The sequence below is a fragment of the Fimbriimonadales bacterium genome (assembly GCA_035559795.1).
Classification (GTDB): Bacteria; Armatimonadota; Fimbriimonadia; order Fimbriimonadales; family ATM1; genus DATMAR01.
Map to the genome: position 1 here is coordinate 202973 of DATMAR010000012.1, position 13304 is coordinate 216276.

Below are 13304 nucleotides of genomic sequence, written 5' to 3' on the forward strand. Positions count from 1 at the left end.
AGATAAATGGCAACTGAAATCATCATGCCCGAATTGGGTGAAAGTGTTCACGAAATCACGGTAAGCCGATGGTTGAAGAAAATCGGCGACCCTGTCAAGGAAGACGAACCTATCGTTGAAATCATGACGGATAAAGTGAACACGGAACTTCAAGCCCCTACAAGTGGTGTTCTCGTCAAGATTCTCGTACCCGAGGGACAGAACGCACGTGTATTTCAACCACTCGGTCTCATAGGCGAACCAAGCGAAATCGAAGGTGAAACGCCGCAACCCACTACCGCACAACCGACTAAAGTAGCAGAGGAAAAGCCTGCAGCAAAAGCAGATGTAGAAGAAAAACCCGCGGCGAGGATAGAGATTCCTCCCGCTAAAGAGGAAGTAAAAGTTACCGTAGAGACAGCCCCCCCTCCATCGGAAGATGGAAAACGCTGGTATTCGCCCGTCGTTCGTGCGATGGCGAAACAGCATCAAATTTCCGATGCCGAGTTAGCTACGATACGAGGCACTGGCTCGGGAGGACGAGTAACACGAAAAGACCTCGAGCAATATATCGCTACCCGTGAAAAAGCGCGGCCGCCCGTAGAAGCGCCCCCCCCTGCCGCTCCTACAGTTCCACAACCCGTCCAACCCACACCTAAACCCACACCGGGTGTAGAACAGGAAGTCATCACGCTCATAGGATTGAGAAAAGCAATCGCGGATGCGATGACGAAGGCGCATACCATCCCCTCCGTTTCTACCGTTACCTCGGTAGACGTGAGCAAACTAGTCGAATTTCGAAAAGCGAACAAAGAATCCTTTCAACAAATGTACGGGGTTCGATTGACGTACACTCCCTTTTTCATCAAAGCGGCAACGGAAACTCTCCTGGAATTTCCCATGTTGAATAGTTACTATTCCGACGAAGGAAAACTCGTTATGAATCATAGCGTTCATATGGGAGTTGCTGTCGCACTCGGTGGGGGCGATGAAGGACTCATTGTGCCAGTGATTCGAGATTGTCATAAAAAGAATCTCGTGGAAATAGCGAAAGACCTCGAAGAAATTTCTGCAAAAGCGCGTGAAAACAAACTTGCCCTCGCTGACGTGCAAGGAGCAACGTTTTCCTTGACGAATCCCGGTAGTTACGGAGCGCTTTTCGGAACGCCGATGATTCCGCCGTATCAGGGGGGGATTCTCGGAACCTATGCGATTCACGAAACCCCGGTCGCCATTGACGGAATGATAACGGTTCGACCGATGATGTATTTAGTGCTCACTTACGACCATCGCATCATCGATGGGATGCTCGCGGGGCGTTTCTTGCAAGCGATTAAAAAACGCCTCGAAGAATTCGCCTTTTTCCGCTAATTTTTCGATTTTTCACGGAATAAATCGGTTTTTCACGTTATAATAAGCCTAATAAAAAGGAGGATAATCTATGTTCCATCCCGTATTTGTAATCCTTCTCGCCTTGGGTGCACAGACAGACGACCAAGAAATCCTCTTTCCGGGAACCGGTTCTTACACACGCAGCGTCGTTACGCACTCGGAAAAAGCACAACAGTTTTTCAATCAAGGGCTTAATTTCCTCTATGCATTCAATCACGGAGAGGCGAAACGCTCTTTTCGAACCGCCGTTAAATACGACCCCGAGTGTGCGATGGCGTGGTGGGGTCTTGCAATGGCGAACGGACCTCACATCAATAACATGACGGTTATGCCAGAGGAAGAAAAGGAAGCGGTCGAAGCCTTGAAAAAAGCACTCCAATACATCAATGGCAACCCACCTGTAGACCAGGCACTCATTCGTGCAACTCTCGTTCGCTTCAAATATCCACCTTTGAACGATAGAACACCGCTCAATCAAGCATTCGCGAACGAGATGCGAAAAGTTTGGAAACGATTTCCGAACGACGATGACGTAGGTGCGCTGTTTGCCGAGTCGTTGATGGATTTAAGACCTTGGGATTTATGGAAACCGAATGGCACTCCACAGCCGGGCACGAAAGAAATCATCTCGACGCTCGGACGAGTCATAAAACTCGACCCGAATAATCCTATGGGATTACATCTTTACATTCACGCTCTCGAAGCGTCACCGAATCCACGCGATGCGAAAGAAGCGGCTGACCGTTTGCGAGATTTACAACCTGGTTTGGGTCACAACGTGCACATGCCCTCTCACATCGACGTTTTGTTAGGAGACTGGGAGAAAGCAATTATCGCAAATGAAAAGGCAATCGCGGCAGATAAAGCATATCGTGAAAAACGCCCCAATCAGTTTATCTACCGAATCTACATGGCACATAACCAGCATATGCTCGCTTTTGCGGCGATGATGGTAGGACAAAGCGAAAAGGCGATAAATGCAGTAGACACGATGATTGCCGAAATTCCAGAAGACTTTCAGAACGCAGCAGCACCATTCATAGATGGGTTTTTCGCAATGCCTTTCGAAGTTCGCGTTCGCTTCGGAATGTGGGATGAAGTTTTGGCGTATCCCGATTTGCCAGAAAGGTTCCCACTTTCTCGCACTCTGAGACATGCAGCACGAAGCGTTTCCTATGCAGCAAAGGGAATGACGCAAGAAGCCAGGAGTGAACAAGCGTTGTTTTACATGACGAGGAAGCTCGTTCCTAAAGACGCAATATTCGGCAACAACTCAGCGAACGACATTCTGAGAGTTGCGCATCACTTGATGAACGGTGAGATTTTAGTCGCAGAAAACGACTTGAACCGTGCAATAGCAGAACTTCGTTTAGCAACCAAAGCAGAAGATGCATTGCGTTACGATGAGCCGCCCGGTTGGATTCAACCCACACGGCACACTTTGGGGGCTGTACTGCTCAAAGCAAATCGGTATGAAGAGGCTGTGAGAGTTTATCGCCAAGACTTGAGAAGACATCCTAACAATGGTTGGTCTTTGTTCGGAATGGCGGAAGCCCTCAAAAATCTCGGCAGACAACATGAAGCCTCGATGTTCAATAACGCATTCGATAGAGTCTGGAAAAACGCAGACGTAACCATAATGTCTTCTTGTATGTGTATTACTAAAAAGTAGTTAGCGATTTATTCTCGAACAAGAGTTTTGTCTCGCATATTTCTCGTCCCTAAACTCCGTTTAGGAGCGCATAACGAAATATAAGAGAACCTCGAACTCTCTCTCGTCCCTAAACTCTGTTTAGGAACGCACGAGGAAACACACAACTCGATAGAACATTCGCTCTATCCTCACATCCCCACTGCCGTGTAATGCTTCAGTCCCCACCTCCATAAAACTCTCGCACTCAAGGCGAGCCCCACACACCACGCAAGCTGCAATGCAATCAACCCATGAGCAACTTCTGGAGACACTCGTCCCACGATGATTTCCGTAGGAAGGGCTGTCGTGTAATAAAAAGGAAAGACCCTCGAAAGCAAAATCGCCCACGAGGGCAACAAATCTATGGGAAACAACTGCCCGGATAAAAACAACATCGGGATGTAATACAATGCGAATATGTTATGCACCTCTTCCAAAAAAAGCGCAATCATCGCCATTGCGTAGATAAACAAAAAACTCACGAAATGACCTAAAACGATTGCAGCCCAAGCCTCCCAACCTAAATACGGCTGCATAGAATGGAGATGATTCCTGTAAAGCAATATATAAACCACACCGAGCGGAATGAACATAACCAGCCTTAATATCCGCCACGTAAAATTCTGCAAAAATGATGCTTGGAAATGGCTAATCGGTCTTAAAAGATAAACCGTGAATTTTCCTTCCCGAATCTCGTACGCCATGTCCCACATCATATGGCTCGTGATGAAATTCGTGAGCAACAGCATCGTCAAGTAGTAAAAAACGAAACCCCCTGCAGAAAAACCGCGAATATTTCCCCCTTCAGGCATCGCCGCCATGAAAACGAGCGGCATAACGATAACGGGAATCGTATCGCTCAATATCCAAATAAACATATTTGCGCGATAGGCGAGGCTATCTTTTAGCCACACCACAAAAATCGCACGCCATTTTCGAAATAAGGTTTGCATCATCTAAAATCAATACACGGGTAATCTACCCATTCCTCACATGTTCGAAGAAGCGACCCCTGATAAAGCAAAACGACTCGAAGAGTTGCTCGAACAAGGGCGCCTGGACGATGCGGGTGCTATGCTCGCTACTGCGCATCCGAGCGATGCTGCATTTCTCATAACGGAACTCCCGAGCAGATTACGCGCAAGTGCGCTCTTATTGGTAGACAAAAGCAAAGCCGCAGAAATCGTAGAAGAACTCCCCGACGATGTTCGCGAAGCGGCAATAGGAGCGTTGAGCCCAGAAGACGCAGCCGCAATCCTCGGGGAAATGTACACCGACGAAGAAGTAGACGTTCTCCAAGGTCTAAAACCCGAAAAAGCAGAGGCGATTCTCGAAAAACTTCGCGAAAAAGAAGCCGCCGAAATGCGCGAACTGATGGTTTATCCCGAAGACACTGTCGGCGGTTTGATGCAAAAAGAATATATCGCAATCCCCTCTACGTTTACAGCCGCAGAAACCGTACGTTACCTTCGAGCAAATGCGAATATCTTCTTGGATTTTCCAGCCAGTTATCTTTACGCTGTCAATGAGGAGGGCAAGTTTTTAGGTGTCGTCACTTTGCGCTCGCTCCTCCTTTGTGAAGGTAACACGCCAATAGAAAAAATTATGGAGAAAGAACCCGTTTACCTTTTAGCCAGCGACCCAGCAGAAGAAGCTGTGAAAGCCTTCGACAAATATCATTACATCGCACTTCCCGTTGTAGACGAAGAACACAAACTCATCGGAGTCGTTTTGCAAGAAGACGCTTTCGAATATGCGCAAAAAGAAGGCGAAGAAGAGATGATGCGTGCAAGCGGAATCTTAGGGGGGGAAGAAGTGCGTGAAATGCCGCTTCTCGTGCGTGTAGTCAACAGGTTGTTTTGGTTAGGTGCCAAGGTCTTGCTGAATCTCGTCCCTGCGAGCGTAGTAGCCGCGCATGAACATACTCTTAGAGATTTGCCTTTGCTTGCAATCCTACTGCCCATTACTTCCGACTTGGGAGGGGGGGCGGGTAGCCAATCTACCGCAGTCACGATCCGCGAACTTGCAAGAGAACGCCTTCAGCCTAAAGAATATTTCGAAGTCTTCCTCAAAGAACTTCCCCTCGGGTTTTTAAATGGCGTTATCTTAGGCACCATGACCGGTGTCGTGATGGGGCTTTGGAAAAATAATCTCTCTTTCGGGGTCTTGGCGGCATTTGCAATCTCGCTCAACACTTTATTAGCAGCAATTCTCGGCGGGACTCTCCCTCTGTTTCTCAAACGAATTCAAGCAGATCCAGCAACCGCCGCAATGCCACTTCTGACTACCATTACAGACACCATCGGTTTTTGGTTAGTTCTCGGTTTTGCTGTGCCTGTTATGCGCCTCATCGGGTAGAGTCTTTGTATGAGCGTAACTGCTCTTCCCGATTCACTAAAACACATTTCCTTCGAGTCCGTTGCGGAGAAAGTACTTGCTAACGAAAGAATCTCGAAAGACGAAGCGATTTTTCTTTTCCATCATCACAATCTCCTCGACCTTTCGACATTAGCCACTCTTCGAAGACAGCAGAAAGTTCCAGGAAATGTCGTTACATACATCATCGGCAGAATCCTCAACTATACGAACGTTTGTTGGGTTCGATGCAAATTTTGCGCGTTTTATCGAGTCCCGGGTGATTCCAAAGGGTATCTGCTAACGGATGACGAGATTCTGGATAAAGTTCGAGAAACGGTAGAAAAAGACGGGGTCGAGATTCTCTTCCAAGGGGGGCTGAATCCTAAATTAAAGATCGACTACTATGAAAGGATTTTCCGAAAAATCAAAGACGCTTATCCCCAAGTCATTTTACATGCGCTGAGCCCCACCGAAATCATTTATATCGCTCACATCAGCAAATTGACCTTGGAAGAATGTCTCCTAAGACTGAAAGAGGCCGGTTTACACAGCATTCCAGGAGCAGGTGGGGAAATTTTAGTAGACCGTGTGAGAAAAATTATCGCACCCTATAAAGACACCACAGAGGAATGGCTCGAATGCATGAGAACTGCCGCAAAACTCGGCATTCGTTCTACGGCTTCCATGATGTTCGGACATGTAGAAACTTACGAAGACCGAGTAGAGCACTTGCAAAGAATCCGAGATTTGCAAGACGAATGTCAACCCTTCCGCGCCTTTATCACTTGGAACTTCCAACCCGAAGACACACAACTTCCCATCGAACGTAAAGCATCCGGATACGAGTATCTACGAACACTCGCTATTTCGAGGATATTTCTCGACAATGTCGACCATCTTCAAGTTTCGATTCTCACACAAGGTCCCAAAATCGCTCAACTCGCTCTCGGTTACGGCGCAGACGATTTCGGAAGCATCATGATAGAAGAAAATGTCGTCTCCGCAGCAGGAAACAAATTCATCTTGAATGCAGACGAATACGAACGCCTCATCCGAGACGCCGGATACGTTCCTAAGAGACGAAACACTCGTTACGAAATCCTAAACGCTTGACATCCTCTATCCCTTGTAGGAGCGCCGTAAGGTGCGATTCTTAAAACTTTCCTTAATTTCAAAAGTATTAATATCGCAGATTTTTATCCTACGCAATCCATCGAATGTCAACATCGAAAAAAGGCAAAATGGGGGGGAATAAAGTCCATTAGCCTACAAACAAAAGAATTCGAACTAAGTCAAAAGCATAAAGGATAGCCTTATGCATAGCCATCCGTTTCGCGAAAATCCATTAGGTAAACTATTCAGACAAAAAGCATTCTGAAGCCCCGCAGAGGGGATTTTTAAACAGCATGAACGCAAGAGACTTAAGACAAAAATATATCGAATTCTTCGTGTCGAAAGGACACAAAGAATTCCCGTCTTCGCCTCTTATCCCTATAGACGTCACAGGGAAACTCGATGAAAGTCTTCTCTTCACCGGCGCAGGAATGGTGCAATTCAAACCCTATTTCCGAGGTCTCGTCGAACCTCCGCATCCTCGGCTCGTTACTTGCCAAAACTGCTTGAGAACGACCGACATCGAAGAAACGGGCGACCCATGGCACCTCACCTTCTTTCAAATGCTCGGCAACTTTTCTTTCGGCGATTATTTCAAAAAGGAGGCAATCGAATTCGCATGGGAATTCTTGACATCGGAAAAATGGCTGAATCTCGATAAAAATCGTATTTGCGTTACCGTTTTCGAACAAGACGACGAAGCCTACGGATATTGGGAAGAAATCTGGAAAAAAGAATCCTTCGATCCTTCCGAGAAGATTCATCGCTTGGGAGAAGAAAAAAACTATTGGCCAGCGGGGGCATTTTCCTCTGGCCCACCTGGGCCTTGTGGACCTTGCACAGAAATTTTCTACCGATGCGCTCCTGAAACCGAACTCACAGGAGACTTTAAAACTGACGAAGCGGCAGGACGTTGGGTGGAAATTTGGAATCTCGTCTTTTTACAATTCGAATGGAAGGGAGAGTTGAAAGATCCCACAAAACCACACTTAGGGTATCGGAAACTCGGGATGGATCCGCTTCCAAAGCCGGGCGTGGACACAGGAATGGGTCTCGAACGAACAGCAGCAGTGCTCGGCGCAAAAAAGAGTGTTTATGAAATCGACACATTCGCGCCGATTATACGAACGATTTGCGAACGAGCAAAATACGCATTCGGTACAAACGAAGAAAAAGACAAGGCTGTGCGAATTATTGCCGACCATTTGCGCGCGGCATCGTTTTGCGTAGCCGATGGGATCACACCAACAAATACAGGAAGAGGATACGTTTTGCGAAGAATCATTCGCAGATGCGTATTCAAAGGTCAACACACACTCGGCATGCAAGAACCTTTCTTGGCACAAATCTTCCCTTCCGTAATCGAAGCCTTAGGGGATTCTCATAAAGAACTCATAGAGAGAAAAGAAACGATAGTGAGCGTACTCAACGCCGAGGAAACGCAATTCCGCCGCACCATCGAGCAAGGATTGAGACGCTTCTGGAATTTCGTAGAACAATTCAAAAAGGAGATGTACCAGCCCAAACGAAAACGTGCCTCATATTTTAATCTTCCGGGAAAATACGTCTTTACTCTCTACGATACTTATGGTTTTCCATACGAACTTACGGAAGAACTCGCAAAACAGCATGGCTTTCGCGTAAATTACAACGAGTTTTTGAAGTATATGGAAAAAGCTTTGCAACGCGCTCGCGCTGCTTCCGATAGCGGAAAGGTTTTCGAGGCTGAAAAAGCCTTCGTCGTTTCGTCGGAAAACGCCCCCTCTTTCTCCCGATTTATCGGATATTCTACAATGGAATCGAAGGCGACAATTACGAGAGTCAGTCCAGAGTTCGACAAAAACGGTCTGACTACCGGAAAATTCCGAATTGCGCTCGATGAAACTCCGTTCTATGCAGAAGCGGGGGGGCAAGTCGGCGATACGGGAACCATAGAATGCGAAGATTTCGTATTTATTGTGCACGACACGCAAAAAGAAGCCGACATCATTTGGCATATTGGAGAATTTTCTGACAAAACGAACTTCCGAGGAAGAAGCCAAGACGAAATCACGGATAAACTGAAAAAAAGTGTTTTGTCCCGTCAAGTCGTCGCGAAAGTTGATGCAAAACGCAGACGAAATATTATGCGAAATCACACTGCTACTCACCTTTTGCACGCCGCACTGCGAAAAACCCTCGGTGCGCACGTCGCACAATCAGGAAGCCTCGTCGCTCCGGATCGGCTTCGATTCGACTTCACTCACAGTGCGCCATTAAAACCCGAGGAAATCGATCGAATCGAACAAATAGTCAACGAAAAGATTGCGGAAACGATGCCGGTAGTAGTTCATGAAAATGTTTCGTTACAAGAAGCGAAGAGCCGAGGGGCGATGATGCTTTTCGGAGAGAAGTATGGGGACAAGGTGCGAATGATAGAAATCCCGGGCTTTAGTCTGGAGCTTTGCGGCGGAACGCATGTCGAAAACACAGCGGAGATCGGACTTTTCAAAATTATCAGTGAGAGTTCCAGTGCGAGCGGAATTCGCAGAATCGAAGCCGTAACGGGATTGGGCGCTTACGAGTGGGCGAAGAAAACGGAGGAAATCCTCGAAAAAAGCGCATCCCTTCTGAAAACCCCCCCCGAAGATTTGCCGAAAGCGATCGAAAAATTACAGGCGCAAGTTCGTCAACTGCAAAGAGAAAAGGAACAACTCATCGCTTCGGCTACCACACCGACGGAAACGGAAAGCATCCCTGTGGGACCCGTTAATTTATATCACGTCATGCTAAAAACGGGAGGTGCTGAGGCTGGCAAACTCACAGCAGACCGCCTTATCGAACGCGATCCTCGTGGAGTAGCGGTAGTTGGCGTTTACGATGAAGACAAAGTGACACTTTTTTGTAAGGTCGGCTCCTCCGCGCAGAAAAACGGCTTGCACGCCGGTCTCCTTCTCCGCGAAATCGCAAGGAGAGCCGGAGGTGGTGGCGGGGGAAATGCGACTTTCGCTCAAGCCGGCACGAAAGACTCGCAAAAACTTTCTCAGGCTATGGATGCTCTCGTTGACATCGTCAAAGAACAAATAAAAACACAATAAAAAGAAACAGTGCCCAAAGAATGCCTAAAACATCCATTGTCATCGTCGCTTATAACAATCGTGAAGACTTAGAACGCTGTCTCGAATCACTTCCCGAACGAAAGGAAATCATCGTGGTGGATAATGCATCGAACGATGGCACCGCAGAAATGGTGCGTGAATACTATCCCTATGTAACATTGATTACGAACGAGGAGAATCTCGGCTATGGCACAGCATGCAATCAAGGTCTGGATATCGCAAGCGGTGAATATGCGTTAATTCTCAACGCAGACATTCGAGCCGAAGAAAACGCGGTAGATGTGCTAACCGACTTTATATACGAAAATCCCAAAGCGACGTTATGCGGCGGCATGCTTCTTCATCCTGACGGCTCGATACAAGAATCTGCGGCGAATAATCTAACCCTTTGGGCTGTCTTCTGCGAACAACTCTTTTTGGAAAAACTGTTCCCCCGCTCTCCTTTGTTCTCTCCTTATTGGATTTCGAAAAGATATCTCGAACGACATAAAAATCAACCCCCACCTCTACGCGTTGCGCAGGTAATGGGAGCATGCATGATGTTGCGAAGAGTCCACGACCGTTTTCCGCGCTTCGATGAAAGATATTTTCTTTATTGCGAAGATACCGATCTTTGTTTTCGAATAAATAAAAGCGGAGGAGAAATCTATTACGTTCCTGCGGCAAGATTTCAACATGCCCTCGGCAAAAGTTCGGAACATCGCAGATGGTTGGCAGTTCGTTACTACAATAGAGGAAAAGAACTGTTTTTCAGAATTCATTACGGGAGATTCGCTTCGACGATATGCTTCCTCTTGAATCGTCTGGGAAGTCTTTTGCGATTAATAGCATGGGGAATACCTTGTCTGCTTACTCTCGGATTACACCCGAAATTCCGCTCTAAATTCATTTTGTGGGCACTTGTTCTTTTCGCTAAGATAAACCCTTATCCTCGCTAAATCGCTCACGATGAGCAACATTTAGACACTATGCGTCGTCCCTAATAAAAACGGAGCGTCTCGCTCCGAACCAGAGGAGGCAATAATATGCGAAAAATTGCTATTGGCTTGTCCGGGTTTTTGTTCTTCGGAACAATTCCTCCACCAATCATTACCGTGCAAGGCGAAGTGGAAAACCCCGGTGTGTATATGACTTCGAACAGCACGAATCTCCGAAACATCATCCAAAAATCCGGCGGTCTTAAACCCGACGCAGACCCGAAAAAAATAGAAATCCACACCAGCGATGGTGAAATAAAGGTCGTAGATCTTACGAAACCAACGCCATTGCCAACACTAAAACCGGGTGATGTCGTGATCGTCCCCGAATTAGACGAAAGTGCTTATATCTCGATTGAAGGCGGCGTGCTTTGGCGAGGAAAAATGAACTATTCCGAAAACCTCACCGTGCTTCGAGCCATTCAACAAGCAAAACCACTCGACCGCTGCGACCTCGAGCGAGTAGCTGTCACACGTACTAACGACGATGGCAAAGAAGAAGTTTTCGTCGTCAATCTGCGCAATGTGCTCGAGGGCAAAGCAAAAGACATGCCCTTACAACCTGCTGATAAGGTGAACGTTCCTTTTGTAAAAGCAAGCTCGCTCTCCGATAGAGAACTGCTCACGATTCTCGTCATCGGTCTTCTGATATTGCTGCTCGTAGACTAATTTCTTCTTGTTCTCCTCGTTCCATCGAGGAGTGAGGAGAACAATTCATTAAGCAGTTTTTGTGTTCCCGACAAACGTTGGGAACGCAACTTTTTGCGTTCATTAGTGCTCTGTTCCCAACTTCCAGTCCGTTTACTCTCGTTCCCAACTTCTATTTGGGAACGACCACATCTTCCTATTGTAAATACAACTTCTAATCTTCCAATGATTTTTCACAAGCTCATGATTAGGAACGCTATTTCAAAAGGGTACAGATTACTCATCGACATAGAACTAACTCCAAATACTGAGGTAAAATCTTTTTCGATTCTTATTCTCTAAACAAGGCATAGACATACTTCACCCCAGTGTTCGACACACTTACTCACAAAATAACGGAAATTTTCGCTCGTCTCGGGCGAAAAGGACGACTCTCTGCGCAAGACGTCGAAGATGCCCTTCGTGAACTTCGAATTTCTCTCCTCGAAGCGGATGTAAATCTCGAAGTCGCACGTTCACTTATCTCGTCGGTACGTGAAAAGGCAGTCGGGGAAGAAATTCTCAAAACCTTCACCGCAAGTGAGACGATCCTCAAAATCCTTTATGAGGAAATCGTACGGCTCCTCGGGGAAGAGGAAGTCCGCTTCCAATGGTCTTCAAAACCCCCCACGAATGTCTTGCTATGTGGTCTGCAAGGCTCAGGAAAAACCACGACGGCAGTCAAACTCGCCCTTTGGCTAAAAAAGAAGGACAAAAAGCCACTTCTCGCAGCATGCGACCTTCAGCGTCCCGCCGCAATTCATCAACTACAAATCTTAGGAGAGTCCGCTGGCATCCCAGTTTATGCCGATTTACAGGCACGAAACGCGGTAGAAGTCGCTCGTCGAGCCCTTTCCTATGCTCAAGACCACTTCCACGATGTCGTAATCATGGACACCGCAGGGCGACTGCAAATAGATGAACCCCTAATGCAGGAACTCCAAGCGATAAAGGATGCCACTTCCCCTTCCGAAATCCTTCTCGTTGCAGATTCCACGACGGGGCAGGAAGCAGTAAACATTGCTAGGGAATTCAATAACCGTCTCGACTTGACCGGGCTAATTTTCACGAAGTTGGATGGCGACACACGAGGAGGAGCTGTTCTCAGCATCAAAGCAATCACAGGCAAACCCGTTCGTTTCATAGGTACGGGGGAGCAACTCGATTCACTCGAACCCTTCGTTGGCGAAAGGATCGCTCAAAGGATATTAGGGCAAGGCGACATTCTAACACTCCTCGAAAAGGCTCGAGAAGCCGTAGACCGGGAAGAAATAAGGAAGATTCAGACTCTAACGAAAACCGGGAAATTCAATTTCGAGGACCTACTCGCTCAGTTCAGAACGATCCGGAAAATGGGCTCTCTTCGCTCCATCATGAAGCTTATACCCGGCATGTCCTCTATGCCGAGCGAGGTAATGGATAACCTGGATGAGAAGGGTCTGAAGCGAATCGAGGCTATGATTCTCAGCATGACCCCCGCCGAAAGGCAAAATCCTGATATACTTAGTGCGTCGCGCAAACGTCGAATTGCCTCTGGCTCGGGTTGTACGATTCAAGAACTCAACCGCTTGATTAAACAACTCGAAGAAGTGCGCAAACAAATGAAAACTTTTACACGCCTACAAGAGACGCGCGCTAAACATAAAATACGAAGATAACAAGAAAAATAAATTGGGAGAAAAGTAACAAGTGGTACGTATTCGTTTGATGAGATTCGGAGCAAAAGCAAAACCATACTACCGTGTCGTGGTCATCAAAAGTACAGAACAGCGCAACGGTAGAGCAATCGAACACATCGGGTTATACAATCCTTTAAAAGACCCGTACGAATTTCGAGTAGACAAAGAACGTGTAATTCATTGGCTTCGCGCGGGAGCACAGGCGAGCGAAACGATTCAAAAACTCTTGGAGCGTGAAAGCATATGGCAAGAGTTCCAAGCAACTAAAACTAAAAAGCCTCGAAAGAAACCGAAAGTGCCGCGCAAAAAAGAAGCCGCAATAGCATAG

At 47.0% G+C, this 13304-nt stretch carries 10 protein-coding genes; 9 read left to right on the plus strand and 1 reads right to left on the minus strand.

From position 1 onward, the window contains the following. The first annotated feature begins 6 nt into the window (after positions 1-6). Entirely contained in the window at positions 7-1350 is a 1344-nt protein-coding gene (locus VNK96_07955) for a dihydrolipoamide acetyltransferase family protein (protein HWP31639.1), read from the plus strand. Between the two features lie 70 nt (positions 1351-1420). Then, on the plus strand, positions 1421-3043 hold the full coding sequence (locus tag VNK96_07960) for a hypothetical protein (protein HWP31640.1): 1623 nt from the start codon (positions 1421-1423) through the stop codon (positions 3041-3043). 170 nt (positions 3044-3213) lie between these two features. Here VNK96_07960 and VNK96_07965 read toward each other — a convergent pair whose 3' ends face one another. Next, positions 3214-4020, minus strand: a complete 807-nt coding sequence (locus VNK96_07965; protein ID HWP31641.1) for an ABC-2 family transporter protein — start codon at positions 4018-4020, stop codon at positions 3214-3216. A 37-nt stretch (positions 4021-4057) separates the two neighbouring features. Between VNK96_07965 and mgtE the strand changes: the two genes are divergently transcribed. From mgtE to rpsP, 7 genes are all read left to right on the plus strand, one after another. After that, positions 4058-5422, plus strand: coding sequence for a magnesium transporter (gene mgtE, locus VNK96_07970; protein ID HWP31642.1), 1365 nt, complete (start codon positions 4058-4060; stop codon positions 5420-5422). Between the two features lie 9 nt (positions 5423-5431). Next, a complete protein-coding gene (gene mqnC / locus VNK96_07975; GenBank protein HWP31643.1) occupies positions 5432-6535 on the plus strand; it encodes a cyclic dehypoxanthinyl futalosine synthase in 1104 nt (367 codons plus the stop codon). Positions 6536-6828: 293 nt separating this feature from the next. Beyond that, positions 6829-9612: an alanine--tRNA ligase gene (gene alaS, locus VNK96_07980; protein HWP31644.1), complete on the plus strand. Its 2784-nt coding sequence runs from the start codon at positions 6829-6831 to the stop codon at positions 9610-9612. Positions 9613-9632: 20 nt separating this feature from the next. Beyond that, positions 9633-10571 carry a glycosyltransferase family 2 protein gene (locus VNK96_07985; GenBank protein ID HWP31645.1) on the plus strand — a complete coding sequence of 313 codons (939 nt, stop codon included), beginning with the start codon at positions 9633-9635 and terminating at the stop codon, positions 10569-10571. An 87-nt stretch (positions 10572-10658) separates the two neighbouring features. Next, positions 10659-11279, plus strand: coding sequence for an SLBB domain-containing protein (locus VNK96_07990; GenBank protein HWP31646.1), 621 nt, complete (start codon positions 10659-10661; stop codon positions 11277-11279). A 347-nt stretch (positions 11280-11626) separates the two neighbouring features. After that, positions 11627-12955 (plus strand): signal recognition particle protein, encoded by a 1329-nt coding sequence (gene ffh / locus VNK96_07995; GenBank protein ID HWP31647.1) that lies wholly within the window; start codon positions 11627-11629, stop codon positions 12953-12955. Between the two features lie 31 nt (positions 12956-12986). Continuing rightward, positions 12987-13304, plus strand: coding sequence for a 30S ribosomal protein S16 (gene rpsP / locus VNK96_08000; protein ID HWP31648.1), 318 nt, complete (start codon positions 12987-12989; stop codon positions 13302-13304).